The 17,746-nt window shown below is 62.7% G+C and carries 15 protein-coding genes; all 15 read right to left on the bottom strand.

What is annotated here, in order from left to right; translation table 11 throughout:
- Positions 1-516: 516 nt before the first annotated feature.
- Positions 517-708, bottom strand: coding sequence for a universal stress protein (locus NKJ90_RS23745; RefSeq protein WP_352486923.1), 192 nt, complete (start codon positions 706-708; stop codon positions 517-519).
- A 794-nt stretch (positions 709-1,502) separates the two neighbouring features.
- The gene (locus NKJ90_RS23740; RefSeq protein ID WP_352486922.1) at positions 1,503-2,288 is read right to left on the bottom strand and encodes a response regulator transcription factor; all 786 of its coding nucleotides are present in this window, start codon (positions 2,286-2,288) and stop codon (positions 1,503-1,505) included.
- A gap of 27 nt (positions 2,289-2,315) precedes the next feature.
- Positions 2,316-2,795: a NifX-associated nitrogen fixation protein gene (locus NKJ90_RS23735; protein WP_352486921.1), complete on the bottom strand. Its 480-nt coding sequence runs from the start codon at positions 2,793-2,795 to the stop codon at positions 2,316-2,318.
- A gap of 17 nt (positions 2,796-2,812) precedes the next feature.
- Entirely contained in the window at positions 2,813-3,310 is a 498-nt protein-coding gene (gene nifX / locus NKJ90_RS23730; protein ID WP_352486919.1) for a nitrogen fixation protein NifX, read from the bottom strand.
- Positions 3,276-4,658: a nitrogenase iron-molybdenum cofactor biosynthesis protein NifN gene (gene nifN / locus NKJ90_RS23725; protein ID WP_352486918.1), complete on the bottom strand. Its 1,383-nt coding sequence runs from the start codon at positions 4,656-4,658 to the stop codon at positions 3,276-3,278. Before nifN ends, nifX begins: the two co-directional genes overlap by 35 nt.
- Before the next feature lie 9 nt (positions 4,659-4,667).
- Positions 4,668-6,158, bottom strand: coding sequence for a nitrogenase iron-molybdenum cofactor biosynthesis protein NifE (gene nifE, locus NKJ90_RS23720; protein ID WP_352486917.1), 1,491 nt, complete (start codon positions 6,156-6,158; stop codon positions 4,668-4,670).
- Between the two features lie 62 nt (positions 6,159-6,220).
- On the bottom strand, positions 6,221-7,762 hold the full coding sequence (gene nifK, locus NKJ90_RS23715; protein ID WP_352486915.1) for a nitrogenase molybdenum-iron protein subunit beta: 1,542 nt from the start codon (positions 7,760-7,762) through the stop codon (positions 6,221-6,223).
- 125 nt (positions 7,763-7,887) lie between these two features.
- Entirely contained in the window at positions 7,888-9,390 is a 1,503-nt protein-coding gene (nifD, locus tag NKJ90_RS23710) for a nitrogenase molybdenum-iron protein alpha chain (protein WP_352486914.1), read from the bottom strand.
- Between the two features lie 98 nt (positions 9,391-9,488).
- On the bottom strand, positions 9,489-10,382 hold the full coding sequence (gene nifH / locus NKJ90_RS23705) for a nitrogenase iron protein (RefSeq protein ID WP_023706403.1): 894 nt from the start codon (positions 10,380-10,382) through the stop codon (positions 9,489-9,491).
- A 478-nt stretch (positions 10,383-10,860) separates the two neighbouring features.
- A complete protein-coding gene (locus NKJ90_RS23700; RefSeq protein WP_352486913.1) occupies positions 10,861-12,117 on the bottom strand; it encodes a type II toxin-antitoxin system HipA family toxin in 1,257 nt (418 codons plus the stop codon).
- Positions 12,092-12,418, bottom strand: a complete 327-nt coding sequence (locus tag NKJ90_RS23695; protein ID WP_352486912.1) for a helix-turn-helix domain-containing protein — start codon at positions 12,416-12,418, stop codon at positions 12,092-12,094. The genes NKJ90_RS23700 and NKJ90_RS23695 overlap by 26 nt, the downstream gene beginning before the upstream one ends.
- A 585-nt stretch (positions 12,419-13,003) precedes the next feature.
- Positions 13,004-14,110, bottom strand: coding sequence for a type 2 isopentenyl-diphosphate Delta-isomerase (gene fni / locus NKJ90_RS23690; RefSeq protein ID WP_502904938.1), 1,107 nt, complete (start codon positions 14,108-14,110; stop codon positions 13,004-13,006).
- A gap of 28 nt (positions 14,111-14,138) precedes the next feature.
- The gene (locus NKJ90_RS23685) at positions 14,139-15,041 is read right to left on the bottom strand and encodes a terpene synthase family protein (protein ID WP_352486911.1); all 903 of its coding nucleotides are present in this window, start codon (positions 15,039-15,041) and stop codon (positions 14,139-14,141) included.
- Complete coding sequence (locus NKJ90_RS23680; RefSeq protein WP_352486910.1) at positions 15,038-16,588, bottom strand: hypothetical protein; 1,551 nt, start codon at positions 16,586-16,588, stop codon at positions 15,038-15,040. The genes NKJ90_RS23685 and NKJ90_RS23680 overlap by 4 nt, the downstream gene beginning before the upstream one ends.
- Positions 16,589-16,734: 146 nt before the next feature.
- The gene (locus tag NKJ90_RS23675) at positions 16,735-17,724 is read right to left on the bottom strand and encodes a polyprenyl synthetase family protein (RefSeq protein WP_352486909.1); all 990 of its coding nucleotides are present in this window, start codon (positions 17,722-17,724) and stop codon (positions 16,735-16,737) included.
- Positions 17,725-17,746 lie beyond the last annotated feature (22 nt).

Genomic DNA, 17,746 nt, shown 5'->3' with positions numbered 1-17,746 from the left:
CTCTGCTTTGTCCACATCTAAAGCTTGAATCATAACCCAGCCTCAGACGAAACCCCCCGGCAAGCCGATTTTCAAAACAGTCTCTAAGTCCAGACTTGAAGTTGAGGGCCTTGGCCACGGCACAGCCATTGCGTCGTTCAGCTCCCAGCCAGTAGCGAGGAGATCGTGATAGCGCCCGTGCAATGCCGCTACGGGTCCGAACTCGGCCTGCCGCGCTGAAACGACGCTCTTTCTCGACCTTGACGCCGACCTGCGAAGCCCCGGTTTTGATTGCATTGAGGAGCGCCTGTACCTCTGCCGGCCGTTGGTCTCCGCATTACGGATCATCTCGGGCGAGCAGAACCCGGAGAGAGCGCTGGAGACGTCCGGGATGTCTCGGCGAGGGGGGCGTGCCGATTGGCTCCGAGGAGCTTCGCGAGACCTGCGCGTTGCGGCCACCTTTCTCCGACTTGGTATCAGAATAGGTGACCCGGGGGAGTAGAGCTTCGAACAGCATCGGTGCTGCTTCAAAACCCGTCAGCGAGCCAAAAACAGCGGCAATGGCGGCTTGCCAACAATCCATCTTGTCACGCCACCGAAGAGCCGCTCGCGCAGTCGGCGACTGCCATAGGCACCCATGACAATCATGTTGGCAGACGTATCGATTGCGTGCTGCGCGAGTATCATGGCCACCGGTTTGCCGGCGCTCGGCAGCAGGTCAACCGACACCCGAGCACCATGCCGAGTGAGATAGGCAGCGATGTCGGCTCCCGGCTCGGCGCCGCTTCCGGTGCAGGTCGCCTCATGATCGACGAGAGCAACACGAACTTCCTCAGCGGCGGATAGCAGATGCAGCGCTTCTCAACCGAACGGGACGCCTCGACTCGCGAATCCCAGCCGACCAGCACGCGCCGTGGCGACAGAGTCGCCTCAGCGCCCTCCGGCACGACAAGCGCCGGCTTTCCGGTGTCGAACAGGCTGCCGTTGATAACAAGCGGACCGACGTTAATGTCGTTGAGAAGTGAGGGGCCGACGATTGTCAGGTCATTGCAGAGCGCCCGCTGTCGTACCGCGTCACCGATGTTGGCCTGATCGCAGTTGGCAATATCGACATCATAGCACCGCCACGTGGCTCTCAGCAGTTTGTGAATTTCGCTCGATGTTTTTTCCAAACTGGCCGTGTCATGTGAAAATCTCTCGATTTGCCTGTACCGTTTTTCCAGTGCGGCAATGGCGTGTGCGCGTTGTCCAGGCCACTCGGGGATGCCGTCGCCTAGGGCGGAGGCGACATAACGAGCGGCGGAGGCGACAAAATCAGTACGGAAAGATACGCGCCGACCTCGGCACATAAAGTTGCAGCTGTTCTGACGTCCCGATCGGAGTGGTCAGCTCCCGCTACACTGAGTAGGCTTTTGAAGGCCATCTGACTGCTCCCCCTGAGTATGTCGCGCCCGTAGCGCGTTTCGAAGCTGCAAGACTTGCCTTCCAACGAAGATGGAGAGTGGCACACCAACGTCCGCTATTCAGTCGTCCGGCTTCTCGAGCGAGTAGCCGGCAGACCTGACAGTACGAATGACGCTACCTGGCGAGGCCGCCTTCAGCGCCTTTCTGATCCGGCTGATATGGACGTCGACAGTGCGTTCACCGATATGGATATTGTCCGGCCAGGCCGCGTCGATCAGCTCGTCTCGGCTGAAGACCTTGCCGGGAGCCTCAAGAAATTGCCGCAGCAGGTTGAATTCGAGAGGTCCGAGATGGATGTCGTGGCCATTACCTCGAACCCGGTAAGCATCGAGCTTCATCTCAAGGCTGCCGCAACAGAGCCAGCTGCCGTTTTTTATCCCGTTTGAGCCTGGCTGTGGCAACGCCAGCTTCGTGCGGAGACAGTCAAGCAGCTTGGCCGGCGCGAAGGGCCGCACAAAGCTCTCGTCAATACCCGCCTTCAAGAGATCGAGGTGCTGGTTCTCGGCGCCGGGCGCGATCAACGCAATGACGGGCAGGAGGCCAGTCCGGGGCTCCCCCTTGAACCGGGCGCAGATTGTGGAGCCTGTCGCGCTTGCTGGCCCGCAATCCAGGACTACCGCCTGGAGCTCCCGTTGATCGGCCAATGCAAGTGCTTCCTTCACGCCGCCTGCCGGCTCACTCGTGAAGCCGTCCACCCCCAGAATGTGGCTGAGGAACAGATACAACTCCGCATCTTGCGAACAGATCAAGACCAGTGGCTTCATCAGCGCTACCCCAAGAACCACATCGGCCTCGACCGCCTCGATTGAGAGGGCTGGCCACCGCATGTCCTCAAGACCTGACATGATCCCCTCGATCGAAAGTCGGTTGCATCACGCCCGCGCCACCTCGGGATGAGCCTCAATGGCTGCGGTAGCATCGCCGGCCAGTTTGGTACCGGCTGCGGCGAGCTTCCAGAACGTCTCGAAACCGAACCGGTGGACGTCGCGCAGGGTCTTTGACAGAACGACCAACCGCCCGGCCGTGAAGAGCACGCGCCCGAAGCCCTCATGGCTCATCTCCATCATCGGCGATGCCATCAGGCCCGTGCGCTCCTCAATCGCAAGCCCGACGGCGGTGTAGAACTTATCGAGCCTCCACAGCACGTCCGGATCGGGATCGCCGATGATTGGAATTTTACGGCGCTGTTCCCTGGTGATGATGAAGGCGCCCAGCAGCTCGGCATCCGATTTGCCTTCCCATGACCCGTGGGAATCATTGGCACGGATCAGCCGCACGAGGCATTTGACGAACGGGGTGGCAAGGGCCGCCTCGTCCTCGGTGGCGGCAGGGCTAACCTCGGCATCAGACATTTCGCTCACTCCTCATTTCAGCTTTCGTCCTCGAAGGAGGGTTTCTGTTCAGCGACACCCGCCTGCGCCAGCACCTTGCGCAGCCAAGGGGGAGGACACGTCCTGAGCATCATCTGCGTGCGCAACAGCACCTCTTGGATGGTCTGGGGCTGCGGCAATTTGATCGGATGGATCTTTGCGGAAACAAGTTTGGCTGCCGAAGGTCCGCCGATCGCCCGACAAAACAGGAGATGACAGCCCTTTAGCGCCTCCACCTTCGGGGTGATGCGATCGTCGCCCTCAGTTCGGTGCTTCCCGCTCTCGTCGGAAACATCATCGAAGACCACGGCTTCCACGAGATTCCACTCCTCGCGCATCACTTCGTAGACAGCAAAGCGCCTGGCCGACCCGAAATGGGCGTTGAGGTTCTTCATGTCGTGCGTGGCGATTGCCACGCGCAATGCGCCGGCTTGGCGTTCCGGCTTCGGTGCGTGAACCTCGTCAGTGACGAGCGAGAGGCGACGAACGGAGCTCATCAGGCATTTCTCGCTTACGGAGTGGATCAAGCGCGTCAGGCGTCGGCGCGCGCCGGTTGGCTTCAAAAATGTTGGCAACCTCGAAGATCAGGTCGCGGGTCCCCTGGTAGAGGATTGTGAGCTTGTGCTGGGCCCCGAGCCGGTCGAAGATCGGGAAGCCGACCCGCATGAGCGGAATGCTGAGGCGCTGCGCCGCCTGGCGGCCGTGGGAATGGGTGACGAGAAGATCAGCGCCGGCGCCAAGAGCTTCCAAATCGCCGAGATCGCCGATTTGAACCGACTGCGCCGGCACTTCCTCCAGAATTTTCGACATAGCGGCCGTTGTGACCGCCGCCGCGATTTCGGAGCCCATGCCGATGAAGAAGCTCGCGAGTTGGTAGAGTTGGTCTGGTTCAGCAGCGATCGCAATTTTCTTACCTCCAAAATGGAAATGTCCGTCGAGCAACGCGTCCTGCAACTGCGCCCGGCGACGGCGCACCCCAGCCGGCGCTGCCGCGCCCGAAACTGCGGACAGCAGCGAGACGAACCGGTCGGCGTCCTTCAATCCAGTCAGCGACCGGAACAGCACGTAAGGCACGCCGGTCAACCTCTGCAGCAGCTCGGCCGGGCGGCGCATATGCTCACCGATGGCGATGCATTGCTCGGCCGTGCCAAGCTCACGGATATCCTCGACGCTGGTGCCGCCATAGGTGGTCGTGACCCAACGGTCGGGCACCGTACCGTCGAGCGAGCCGGAGACGTCCGGCAAAATCACCGGCTTCAGTCCAAAGCTCTCAACCATCTCACGCAAATGCTCGATGTCAGCCACAGTGAGGTTCCAGCCAGGCAGGATCACGATCTTTTTCGATTGCCGCGCCTGCTCGCCGGGCCGTGTAATCCCTTCGATCATCGCGGTGACAGCTTTGGCCCAGCCCTCTTCGATCGCACCATCGAAATCCGGTGTGTTGGCCAGCACCACCTCCGTACCCGCGAGTTCTTTGGTGCGCTTCAGCCTGATACTGGCGATATCTCCTGCGCAGTCGTCGCCCCGGGTTTCCACCAGCGCGGTCGTGCAAACCCCGATCAGCGTTGGCTTTGTGCGGGCCTTGAGGTTGAGGATCGCCTCTTCCAGATGGTCTGGCCCGCCGAGGATCGTTGCCACCTCGTCCATCGCGGTTGTCTGCAAGGGAATGGCTTCCTTGAAATGTCGCACCAAGAGCACGAGCGCGAAGCTGGTGCACCCCTGGCTGCCGTGGAACAACGGCATCGCGCCGTCGACGCCAAGAAAGGCCAAGGCGGCACCCAATGGCTGCGATGACTTCAGCGGATTGACCGCCGCCGCTTTGGTCTGGGGAAGGATGCGGCCCATCGGCTCTCCTCAACACTCGCCGAAATCGTTGGCCGTCGTGCCCGCGAATTCCTGGACAGTATGCAAGGTCAGGCTCTCGCTTTTCGTGCGCGGCAGTTCCTCCCCCACCGCAGGCCGGCAATCCCATGGTGCCGGCTCCCGTACCTGGCACCAGATGGGGTTTTGAATGGCCAGGTCGATCTGGCGTACGAGTTCCAACATGCCGTCATAGCCGGCGTAAGGGTGTTGGCGCTCCTGGTTGATGTCGAGCCAGGGTGTCTTGGCCTTCAGAGCGACGAATTGCGTGCGCCCGCCTGATAGCAGGATATCGGCCTTGTGTTCGGAGAGCGTGGCGTAAAGCTCGCGCGCTGCCATCTGCTCGAATATATGGTTGTCGTCCTTGAGGATCTGCTTGATCCGCTCCTTGTCTTCGACGGTCGACTTCTTGACAGAGGTGCCGACGATCTCGATCCCGATCTCCATCAGCGCATGGACGACCGACCAGGACTTCACGCCGCCGGTGTTGAGCAGCACGCGCTTGCCTGCGAGCCTCGGCCGGTAGGCCGCTAGCTTCTTCCAAGCGATCGCCTCTTCCTCTGCAATCAATAGCTCGGTGCGGCCGAGGATCTCCGGATCAGCACCCTGCTTCACGAGCAGCTCAGCTATGTTCCGGAGTGCATCCGAGGTATCGGTGATGCCGTAGAAGGAGCCCTCGAAAAACGGGATGCCCCAGCGCTGCTCCATCTTGCGGGCGAGATTGATGAGAGCGGTCGAGCACACCATCATAGCCGCGCGGGCGCGGTGCGCGCCGGCAATGTCGACGTAACGTGCGTCACCCGGAATGCAGGCGCGCACCCGGATCCCGAGCCGATCCAGCAGCGGCTTCACCAGCCAGAATTCGCCCGAGAGGTTGAATTCGCCAAGAATGTTGATGTCGTAAGGGCCGGCATCGTCGGGCTCGACCGCGCCGATGACATGCTCGAGCAACGCCTCGCCGGCAAGCTTGTTGCCGAGATTCTTGGAACCGACGAAGCCCGGCGCATTGACCGGTACAACGGCCAAGTCGAACTTTGCCGCCGCGCGCTTGCAGACAGCCTCGATGTCGTCGCCGATCAGCGCCGTCACGCAGGTCGAATAGACGAAGATCGCCGGCGGCCCATACGCTTCCTTGATCTCGCGGATCGCTTTGAAAAGCTTGCGCTCGCCCTGCCCCATCACAACATCGAGTTCGGTGAGGTCGGTCGTGAAGCTTGTGCGCCACAGCGTTGGCCCGGACGAAGCCGCACCGCGGTTGTCCCAGGAATTGCCCTCGCAGGCGAGCGGCCCATGGACCAGGTGTGCGACGTCGGTGATCGGCTGCAGTACGATCTTGGCGCCATCGAAGGCACAGCCACCGGCCGCCGCTCCGGGGGTCAGTGGCTTGGAACAGCCCTCCTTGCGCGCCTTGGCATCCTTGCCGCGGTTGTTTTCGCAGGCAGGCTCGTTGAAGACATCCTGGATTTTCGCTCTGAGCGAGGACATTGCGTCAGTCTCCAAGTCCCTCGAGAAGACGACCGGCCTAACCGAAGAGCCGGCCGCCATGCTTAGCGGGTAAGGTCATACGAATAGTCCGTCACGCCCGTCTCGCTTGTCTCGCGATCGAGCTTGTCGAAGATCTTGTCGAGGATCGTCGTCAGGACGCGCAATCCGCCTTGGTAGCCCATGAGCGCAAACCGATGGTGATGGTGGCGGTCGAAGATCGGAAACGTCAGCCGGATCAGCGGCGTGCCCGTGTCGCGCTCCAGATACTTGCCGTAGGAGTTGCCGATCAACAGGTCCACCGGCTCGGTGAAGAGCAGTGAGCGCATCGCCCAGAGGTCCTTGCCCGCCCAGACTTGAGCACCCTTGCCGAAGGGCGATGATGCAAGCAGCTCCTTCAACTCCGCTTCCCATGCCGAGGTGCCGTTGGTGGCGAGGCAATGGGTGGGCTCGCCGCCCGTCTCCATGATGAAGCGGGCCATGGCATAGACAAAGTCAGGATCGCCGTAGATGGCGTATTTCTTGCCGTGCAGCCAGGATTGGCTGTCGGCCATGGCGTCAACAAGTCGACCGCGCTCGAGGCGGATTGCCTCGGGGATTTGGTTGCCGGAAATCGCGGAGACCTCCATCAGGAAGTCGTCGGTCGCCTGGACTCCGAGAGGGTAATGGAACGAGGCAGTCGCCTGCCCCACCCCCTCGCAATACTCCAGTGTTTTTCGGGTGTTGTAACGCTGTAGCGACAGCGTCGCCTCGGCGTTGAGTGCCTTCCTCACCTCTTCGATCTTCGTGCCGCCGTCGTACATGCGGTATTCGCCGTCGGACGGCGTGTCGAACTGGTCAGAGGCGTCTTGGATGAAGGTATAGGACACGCCTATCAGATCGAGCAGGCGCTTGAGTTCCCGGTTGTTGCCGACACAGAACCCGTCGAAGCCCGGAATGATGTTGACGGTTCCCTCGGCTTCAGTTCGCTCCTCGCCCTTCCAGAAATGCTCCAAAATGCCCTTGACCGCAACGTCATAGCCGTCGACATGGCTGCCGACAAAGGCCGGCGTGTGGGCGAAGGGCACGTCGAAGTCGCGCGGGACCGAGCCTTCGTCCTTGGCGTTCTCGATGAAGCTGTGCAGGTCGTCGCCAATGACCTCCGCCATACAAGTGGTCGAGACGGCGATCATCTTTGGGTCGTAAAGTTGGTACGTATTGGCGAGCCCGTCGACCATGTTCTTCAGGCCGCCGAACACTGCCGCGTCCTCGGTCATCGAGGAGGAAACCGCCGAAGCAGGCTCCTTGAAATGGCGCGACAGGTGCGAGCGGTAATAGGCGACGCAGCCCTGGCTGCCGTGGACGAAGGACATGGTTCGCTCGAAGCCTGCGGCCGCGAACACCGCGCCGAGCGGCTGGCAGGCCTTGGCGGGGTTCACGACAAGCGCTTCGCGAGCAAGGTTCTTTTCGCGGTATTCCCACGTCTTGGTGAATTCGCCTTGGTCGGTAACGATCTGGTCCGGGTGAGGACATTCGAAATTCAGCCTCTTCTCGGCTAGCATCTGCCTGTATTCCGGCTCGCGGAACAGGGGCGCGTGGTCGAGAACTTTTTCAGCCGACTGCGGCATGGGTGGTTACCTCTTTCCATCTGGCCCGCCATAGGGCGGCACAGGGACGTCGAAACGTTTCAGGTCTCCCGCGGACAAGCGGCCACAGGCGTTCACTGCCTCCCGGCTTCCGGGAGGCCAGGGTTTCATTCGGCTGCGATCGCCGCCGACGGCTCGGCTTTTTTCTTCCAGGGAGCGTCGTAGAGGTTCCAGACCGGGTTGTTGATGGCCAGGTCCATGTCTCGGGCGAAGATGGCGAAGCCGTCGTAGCCGTGATACGGGCCGGAATAATCCCAGGAATGCATTTGACGGAACGGTATGCCCATCTTCTGGACCGGGTACTTCTCTTTGATGCCGGAGCCAACGAGATCAGGACGGATCCCTTCGATGAACTTCTCCAGCTCGTAACCAGTCACGTCGTCATAGATCAGGGTGCCCTTCTTCACGTAGTGGCCGGTGCGCTGATAGTCGTCGTTATGGCCAAATTCGTAGCCAGTGCCGACGATCACCATGCCCAGGTCCTCATATGCCGTGACGACGTGACGGGGGCGCAGCCCGCCGACATAGAGCATCACCGTCCTGCCTTCGAGGCGCGGCCGGTACTTGGCGATTATGGCATCGACCAAGGGCCGGTATTTGGCGATGACCGCCTCGGCCTTGGCCTCGATTTCCGGCCCGAAGTGCTTGGCTATCTTGCGCAGAGAGGCTTCAGTCTGGGAGGGGCCGAAGAAATTGTACTCCATCCAGGCGATGCCATACTTTTCCTCCATGTGCCGGCAGATGTAGTTCATCGACCTGTAGCAATGGATGAGATTGAGCTTCGCCTTTGGCGCCCGCTCTATTTCGGTCAGCGTAGCGTCGCCCGACCAGTTGCCGACCACGCGCAGGCCCATCTCCTCAAGCAGGATGCGCGAAGCCCAAGCGTCGCCGCCGATATTGTAGTCGCCGACCACATTGACATCGTACGGGCCGGACTCGAACTCCACTTCCTTCTTCTCGAACACCCAGTCGCGGATCGCGTCGTTGGCGATGTGGTGGCCGAGGGATTGCGAGACGCCGCGGAAGCCCTCGCAGCGCACCGGCACGATTGTCTTCTCGTGCTCCTTGGCCTTGTTGCGGGACACAGCTTCGGTGTCGTCGCCAATCAGGCCGATCGGGCATTCGGATTGCACAGTCATGCCCTTGTTCAGCGGAAACAGTTCCTCGATCTCGTCGATGATCCGTTCCAGCTTCTTGTCGCCGCCGAAAACAATGTCCTTCTCCTGGAAATCGGAGGTGAACTGCATCGTGACGAACGTGTCGATGCCGGTCGTGCCGACGTAGTAGTTGCGGCGTTGAGACCAGGAATATTGCCCGCAGCCTACCGGCCCGTGCGAGATATGGACCATATCCTTGACTGGACCCCACACCACGCCTTTCGAGCCGGCATAGGCGCAGCCGCGAATCGTCATCACGCCGGGGATGGACTTGATGTTCGATTTGACATCGCATTCGGAAAGGACCTCGCTTTCCTCGCCAGCCTCGTCGCCGCTCTTTGCAACGCTGAGGTGCTTTTTGCGGCGCTTCGCCGACTTGTCAGGATATTGCGACAGCACCTCCTCGATAAGCTTCGCATGGAGGGCACCGTCATTCTCGTATTCCAGGCTCATGGGACCCCTTTCAAGGTTCAGGGTGACGCCTCACCGACGAGGCGCCGTTCTTTGAAAGGCGCACCAGGTAAGGCGGCGCCTCATGTCGGCAGCGGTCGCTACTGTGCGGCCGCCTTGGCCGCTTCCTTGACCTGAAGCTCGGCAAGCATCTGCTCGTCGGTCTTCATGATGCCGAAGTCGAGCAGCATGTCCTCGAGCTCCTCCATGGTGATCGGGGTCGGGATGGTGCCCTGGCCCGAATTCCCGTGAATCTTCTCGGCCAGCGCCCTGTATTCCCCGGCCTGCTTCGAGTCCGGCGCATACTGGATCACAGACATCTTCCTGAGCTCGGCGTGCTGGACGATGTTGTCGCGCGGCACGAAGTGGATAAGCTTGGAATTGAGCCTGGAAGCCAGCGCTTCGGCGAGGTCGAGCTCGCGGTCGGTTTGGCGCTCGTTACAGATCAGGCCACCGAGCCGCACGCCGCCCGAATGGGCGTATTTCAGGATGCCCTTGGCGATGTTATTGGCGGCATAGAGCGCCATCATCTCGCCGGACATGACGATATAGATTTCCTGGGCCTTGTTCTCGCGGATCGGCATCGCGAAACCGCCACACACCACATCCCCGAGCACGTCGTAGGAGACATAATCGACATCGTCGTAGGCGCCGTTCTCCTCGAGGAAGTTGATCGAGGTGATCACGCCGCGGCCGGCGCAGCCGACACCTGGCTCGGGTCCGCCCGACTCCACGCATTTGATGCCTTTGTAGCCGACCTTGAGCACGTCCGCGAGTTCCAGGTCTTCCACCGAACCTTCCTCTGCCGCGAGATGCAGGACCGTATCCTGCGCCTTCGCGTTCAGGATCAGGCGGGTGGAGTCGGCTTTGGGGTCGCAGCCGACGATGAGGATTCTCTGCCCGAGGTCGACCAGGGCGGCGAGCGTATTTTGGGAGGTGGTGGACTTGCCGATGCCGCCCTTGCCGTAAAAGGCGATCTGACGCAAACCTGACATGTAGCTTTCCTTCCTTCGTTCCCATTCATCGCGGCTGCCGCGACTTGAATGCCGGTCGGGCAGCTCTAGCCGCCTCGCACCTAAGGATCTCAAGACTCATGCCAATTTGGCTGATCCAACAGAAGAATAATTTCATGGTTGCTTTTCAGGGGTTTAGCTTGAGTTCCAAGAAAGGATCGTCGGAACAGCCCGTGTAGCGGACGCGACATTGGCGACACAAAGCGTCGGATCGCGATCCTCAGTCACCGAATTCGTTTGCACCGCGTCGTTATGTTGAAGTTGACGAACAGCATCTCAACCTACTTGCGGGAAGCTGCGAAACTTTCTGTGCCAGCGAGCTGACGTGCTTCGTCTCGCGTGTCCTCGTCGAGACTGCGTAGAATCCTGCGCGCGACGCTGGCATACCATCGGTCCGCGGCCACTCATCCGGTGCCACAGCCGGATGGTCCCGCTATATCAGCAATTCGGGGGTCTCGGCTCACTTGTCGGCACAGGAGTTCAGTATCGGCGTCATCGCCTTCACATGTCCGTCGATCCGCTCGAGCACTTTCGCTGCGACAACGTCGCGCTCAGGCAGACGCCACCAGTACTCGTTGACGAGTTTGACCGTCTCGACCACTGCCTTCAGGACTGCTGGCTCCGGAAGCCGTGCACGGTTCGCAAATGCTTTCCATCGCGGTGCTGCCAGCGCCTTGAACGAGCGCTCTCCTCCAAGCGACAGCGCCATGGCGTCGGCGGGAATATATGGCACGGTGGATAGGAGGTCGTAGATTGGTGCAAGCGCCGGCTTGTCGCCGTTACCGGGATAGATCAAAGACCAGTTTTTCAGGTGCATGTCGCCATTGCCGCTGATGACGGTCAGTGCCAGGCGGCGGACGAACTCGAGAGCCGCCGTAGGCGAGACGGCCACGCCAAGAGCCAAGGCTATGTCGTGATAAGCAGCCCCCTCATATTTGCGCGAAGGGTAGACACCGAAGACCTGAGCGAAATCCTCGATGTGTATCCTCTCGCCACCGGCGCCGCGATCGAAGCGTTTGACGAGAAGGACCTTGCCGTCAGACAGCGTGTTGAATTCTTCGGGAACGCCCTCAAAATCGGACTTCTCGACCAGTTCGCATTCAGGAACGTCCATGCCGATTGCTGCTGCCAGCGCCAGGTTGGCGAATTCGTTCTCGGAAACGCCCGGAAAGGCCGTCGAAGGGAACTTGGCAATGTACCGGCCCTGCTCGTCGTCCATCGGCAAGGTAAGGCCGCCGCCTTTTCCAATGTTCTTCATGACCGACAGCTTCATCTGCACGCCGGCAAGCGAGAACCGTGCCTTGGGCTGATCCTTTGAAGCATCCTGCGAAACCGCTATCGCGCCGTCACTGGGCAACGCCCGTACGGCTCCCGGCAGATCGGCGCCTAGTGCCGCTAAAAGATCGAAGTCATTGCCTGGCCGCACATTGCCTTCGTGGTGCCTTTCCATCGCCTCCCGCAATTTCTCCTCCGGCAGGAGGTTCGCGAAGAAAGCGGGCAAGGCGCTTGCCAGAGGCTTCGGATCTTTCCGCAATCCTCCCGTCGCTGCCCGGAACGACAGGCTGAGAACCGGAAAGCCGCCCGTCGCGCGGTAGGCCTCATCGAAGTTGAATGCATTGAAATCGCCCGGCGTCCTGACGATCGTGCCGATCTTCACTGCGTTCAAGAGCACGTCCAGCGACGGGATCGTCTTAGGTGCGCGAAAGACTGGAGGCATGATCGTCATCGTCAGGTTGAGAAACAAAGGCGGGTCGATCGTCATCATCATGCGGACGCAATAGAGCCTGGACAGCCGGCACCATGACTTGCGGAACCAGCATCATTTCCAGACCGAGCGCGCGAGCGATATTCATGAGCGCTGTTGCACGCGCGGCTGCGGCTCCCTTTTCGATGTCGCGATACCGGGGACGGGATATACCCGCCAAATCAGCGACCTGCTCTTGCGTCAGCGCAGCGGCCAGCCTCGCCTGCCTGAAAAGCCCACCGATTTCCCGTAGAATTTCCGATTGAGGGTCCATATGATATGTAAACGATCCATTCCAATGCTAGATGATATGGCAGAGTATCTTATCCAATGATCGAGTCAACACGTTAGGATCTGTTTGCGTATCATTTATCAGCCTTATGATACATAAAGAGATCAATCATCCTGCATTTGGCGCCGCCCGACGGTGAACGTCGTCCGAAACTGACGCCCGATCAGCCCTCCGAAATTCGAAATGTTAAATCAAGGCGCGTCCGGCAGCTGAAATCGCTTCCCTCTTCTCGTTCATACGGCCGACCGCGCTGACTCGGGGTCAATGTGATCGCCACTCCTTGATGGCAATGGCTTTGTACCATCTGCTCCTGCCGGTCTCCCACCGCACCTGGTGTTCCGACCCTTTTAGGGGCTTCTCGCTCTGCGTGACCGGTCACCCTGATCAAGCATCGACATAGCCGTCGAATACCGCTTTACTCTCGGCTGTCCGTTAGGGGCATGGCGGGGTGCCTCCCCGATCACGAAGCAGCACCCGAACAAACCCGCGACCAGGCAATCCCCCCGCTTCCGAGACTTTCTCACTCAGTAAGAGTAGCGCCCGCCGCACGTACGGGCGCCGCCGGCGTCAACCGGCGGGCAGGTGCGCCGAGGGCAACAAGCGCGCCTGACGCAACGCCACCAGATCAGCCGAGCCGGTGCAGAAGCAGGCGACGGCCAACTGGCGGATAACGATCTCGAAATGCGCGACAACGGCCTCGCTGGATTGCGTAGCCGCGCGCAGCACGCCGGCTGCCTGCCCGGCGATGTCCGCGCCCAGGCGGATGGCCTTGGCCACGTCGACGCCGTCGCTGATCCCGCCCGACGCGATCAGCTTCACCGCTGGCATCGCCCGACGTACCGCCTGCACGCTGGCCGGGGTCGGGATCCCCCAATCGGCGAACGCCATCGCCACTGCGCGGTCGGCGGCATCGCGGGCGCGCTCGCCCTCCACCGCGGCCCAACTGGTGCCGCCGGCGCCGGCGACATCGATCACCGCCACGCCCGCCTGAACGAGCGCACAAGCCACCGAGGCCGAGAGGCCCGACCCTACTTCCTTGGCCACGATCGGCACGCCGACGCTGCGCGCGGCGCGAGCGATCTGCGCCAGGACGCCTCGCCAGTCGCGGTCGCCCTCCGGCTGTACCGCTTCCTGCAGTGGATTGAGATGGACGATGAGTCCATCGGCCTCCAGTGCATCCACCGCCCGGCGCGCCAGGTCCAGGCCGTCGGCCTCGCGCAGTTGCGCGGCGCCGATATTGGCAAGCAATGGAACGTCTGGGGCCAGGCGGCGCAGCGCGCGCGTCAGCCCATGGGAGTTGGGGGATCGCAGGCTCACGCGCTGCGAACCGACGCACATGGCGATCCCCAAGGCTTGCGCTGCCTCGCTCAGATGGCGGTTGATGGACTCCGCGCGTGGCATGCCGCCGGTCATGGAGCTGATCAGCAGCGGCGCGCGCATGGTCTTGCCAACCAGCGAGGCGCTCAGGTCGATCTGCGTCAGGTCCAACTCGGGCAATGCGCAGTGTTCGAAACGAATGTACTCCCAGCCGGCGGCGGCCTTGGCCCGTGCCGTTCGCCGATCCAGCACGATGTCCAGGTGGTCGTCCTTTCGCCGGCTCAAGTTGGTGTCGCTGATGCTCGCTCGATCCGCGTCATCGGGCGACGGCGTTGCGTCGGGTCTGACCGACGGCAGCGCGCGCCCGCCGCCGTTTCCCCCCCGTTCAGGCCGGCGCACGCTGGCCTCCGCCCGCAGCGTCGCTGCGGTAGCGGCTGGTTGAGGTCTCGTAGTAGTGCGCGCGGATCGCCGCCATGGCTTCGATCAACGGTCCCCACGGCGCAGGAAAGCGTTCTTGCGCCATCATCCGGTGCAGCATGCGTGTGTGGCCGGCCAACTCGTCCTTGAGGAACTCCACCACAGGCATAGCCGGATAGCGCTGCAGCAGCAGGATCGCCGCGTTGTCGGCCTCGCCGGCCGATCTATCCTTTTCCCGTCCATGCAGATCGTTCTGCAAGCGCCCTATCGCGGAGATGAGCCGCAGGACCTGGCGAAACCCCGGACGCGCGCGCCAGGTCGCCATGTCCAGCCCCCACAGCAACGACAGGCAACAGAACACGTTCGTGTAGGCGATCGAATCGATGCCGTTGTGCAGGTACTCGGCGTAGGACCAGCGTTCCGCCCCTGCCGCCTGCGCGTGTCCGGCGCGCAACGCCGCGCAGTAGCACCGGGTATCGTCGAGAAGCTGAGCATAGTCGCGAGGATCGTAGGCGAGCGCGGCGAGCGAAGCGCGCAGCGCAGCACAGCCCTCGAATCCTGGTAGCGCGCACGGCACGCCCTGCCCCAGCGCCTGCTCCACCGCGGCGAGCTGCTCCGGCGCGATCAGGCCAAGGTCGTTGCAATCGTCGAGCCAGAACAGCAGCGCCAGTTCGCGATAGAACGCCACGATCAGCGTTTCGTCGAGCGGATCGCGGCCGGTGCGGGCGCTGGTGTCGCGCAGGCTCGGCTGGATGCGCTGCAGGATGTACTGGCCGCCCCTGACCGCTTCTATGGCATGGTCGTCGGCGAACCCGGTCAGGGAACGCCCCCACTCCAGCACCTGCTGCAGCGCGCGATCGGTCTGGATCATGGCCCCCCTCCTGCTCCCTCGGCCGAGACGCGCCGCCCCCAACGAAGCGCCAGCCACAACCCGGCGAGTTCGGCCACGCGCACCACCCGGGTGGGGCAATACAGTTCCTTGCCGATCCACAGCGGCGTCTGGGGCAATACATGCGACGCGTAGCGGGCGAGCATCCACTTCAGCGCACGCGCCACCGCCTGCGCGATGCGCCGGCGCCCTGCCGGCTCTTCGCTCCCGTCCATCACGTGCAACCCGAACAGCGCATAGGCGGTTTCCTCGAATGTGGACGCGCGACCGGCGCCCCAGCCGCCGTCGTCGCGCTGCGCCTGCAGCAGCGCCGCCAGCGCGCGCTCGTCGCGCCACTGGGGCTTGCCTTGCGCGAGCGCAGCGATCGCATGCGCGGTGGGATACAGCCACGAAACGTGCCATTTTTCGTTGTCCCATAGACCGTGCGGGTTGCGATTGGCCTCGACGTAGGCGCTGGTGCCGGCGGCGGGCTTTCCCAACATTCGCAACGCATGCAGGGCATGGATGTTCGTCGACACCGAGGCATTGCGCTCGCCGGGGAAGGTGACGAAGAGCTCGCCGGTTTCGAACTGGCGCAACGCGTCGGCCGCCGGGTCGCGGCCTGCAAGGCGAAGGACGCACAACGCAACGGCGGTGTCGTCCGCATCGGCCGCGAAGTGCAAGGCAGGGCCCAGACCGCGGACTCCGAGGCGGGCGTCGAGTTGCGCGATGATCACTTGCACCGCCTCGGCGAGCGCGGGATGCGCGAACAGACCGGCCAGATGCAGGGTGTACAGCGACCAGCATGGCTCGAACACATTGATCGGCCAGACGTTGGGAACGACACCTTCGATGCCGGTGCGCGTTGCCCGCGATGCCGCCTGCAGATACCCGTCGGTGCGCCCGACCTGCGGCGTTCTTCCCTGTGTCACGGCGTGCGCACGCCACGCGGCGGTGGCCGCTGGACTGATGCCAATGCTGCCGTCGTCGTCCGGGCATGCGGTGGCCGGCGACGTCCCCCAGGCTTCCCAGGAGTGCAGCAACGGATGGCCGCTCGGCAACGTCGCAACTGCCCCCAGCTTGACCAGGCGTGCTTGCCGCAACGGCAACAGCGCCGGGTGGCGCGCAAACGCCACGCCGCCCAGCAAGGATGCGGCCTCGTTGCACAACTGCGGCAGGATCAGCTCCGCGCCGATGGGCGCGTCTTCCGGCACCGCATGCGCGTAGGGATCGGGCTGGCGCTCGAGGAACCGGATTGCAGCCTGGGCTGCGTCGGCGGCGCCGGGAAGAGGATCGGCACGCTGCAAGGCCAGCAACGCCGCCCACGTAGGCGCATGGCGAAACAGCGGGAAGTCCGCACTTCCCCATCCGCCATCGGCCTGTTGCTGCGCGATGAGCCACGCGTATGCGTCCTGCCGACCGGTGACATTGCCGTCGAACTGCAGAGCTCGCGCCGTGTCGTAGACGGCCGGACCGACGCTGCCACCGTCGCTCATCTCGCTCAGCAGGTGACGCAATTCGGAAAGGATCTGTTCGGACAGCGCGTTCACGCGGGATGTTCCTTCTGCAGAGGGCTAACGAGAACAGAAACGGGCAGACGTCGCGCACGTCGCCGCCGACACGGACACAGTGCAGCATGCAGCGCCCGCCGGCCGATCGCAGCAGCACAGGGGCGAGTCCTTACGGATGGGCGCGCTCATGCGCATGGCGCGGACAGATAGACGTTGGCCCGCTGCAGCATCTGCGCCAACCCTTCCGCACGCGGCCCCAGAGGGGCGATGGCCTCCCCGGCGTCGTGCAACAAATACAGTGCGAACTGACGCGCTGCCTGCAGCCCCATGATCGACGCGCAGGTCGGCTTCTGCGCCGCCGCGTCCTTGCCGGGGGTCTTGCCAAGAGTCGCGGTATCCGCCGTCGCGTCGAGAATGTCGTCGGCCACCTGCAAAGCCAGGCCAAAACAGGCGGTGTAGCGATCGAGCGCACAGTACAGCGCAGCGTGCGCGGCATCGTCCGTGATGGAGTATAGCGCGCCCATGCGAACCGACGCGCGCACTAGCGCTCCGGTTTTCATCCCATGCATCGCCAGGATCCTGTCCAGCCCGGCGTGCTTTCCGACCAGCGACAGATCGATGGCCTGCCCGCCTGCGGCACCCTCGGCGGACACCGCCTGCGCCAGTTCGCGCACGAGCGCGATACGGTTGTCGCCCGGCGCATCCAGGCTCGCCAGCGTCAGGAAGGCGTGGGCCTGCAGCGCATCGCCGACCAGGATCGCAGTGGCTTCGCCGAACTTTACGTGCACGGTCGGAAGGCCGCGGCGAAGCACGTCGTCGTCCATCGCGGGCAGGTCGTCGTGGACCAGGGTACAGGCGTGCATCATCTCGATGGCGGCGCCGACGTCGTCGAGCAGGTGCGCCGGCGTGCCCGCCAGTGCGCCGGCAGCCAGACAGAGCAAGGCGCGGGTGCGCTTCCCGCCATGCAAGGTGGCGTAGCGCATGGCCGCCATCAGCTCTGTCTTACCGTCGTCTTCGGCGCAGAGCAGACGCGCCAGCGCCTGTTCGACCCGCTTTGCGCCGTCCTGCATCCAGATCTCCGGGAGCAGCCCGCCAGATGCGCCGCGCGCCTGCGCGCCCAATCCGCCGGATGCGGAAACGCCGATTCGGTCGCGTGGAGTGGAACCGGTCTGCATGTTGTGTCATGTCCTTGTAGCT

Origin of the sequence: Mesorhizobium sp. M0051 (assembly GCF_040323235.1) — a bacterium.
Taxonomy (GTDB): Bacteria; Pseudomonadota; Alphaproteobacteria; order Rhizobiales; family Rhizobiaceae; genus Mesorhizobium.
The sequence above is the reverse complement of the archived record's forward strand: the minus strand, read 5'-3'. Positions and strand labels throughout refer to the sequence as shown.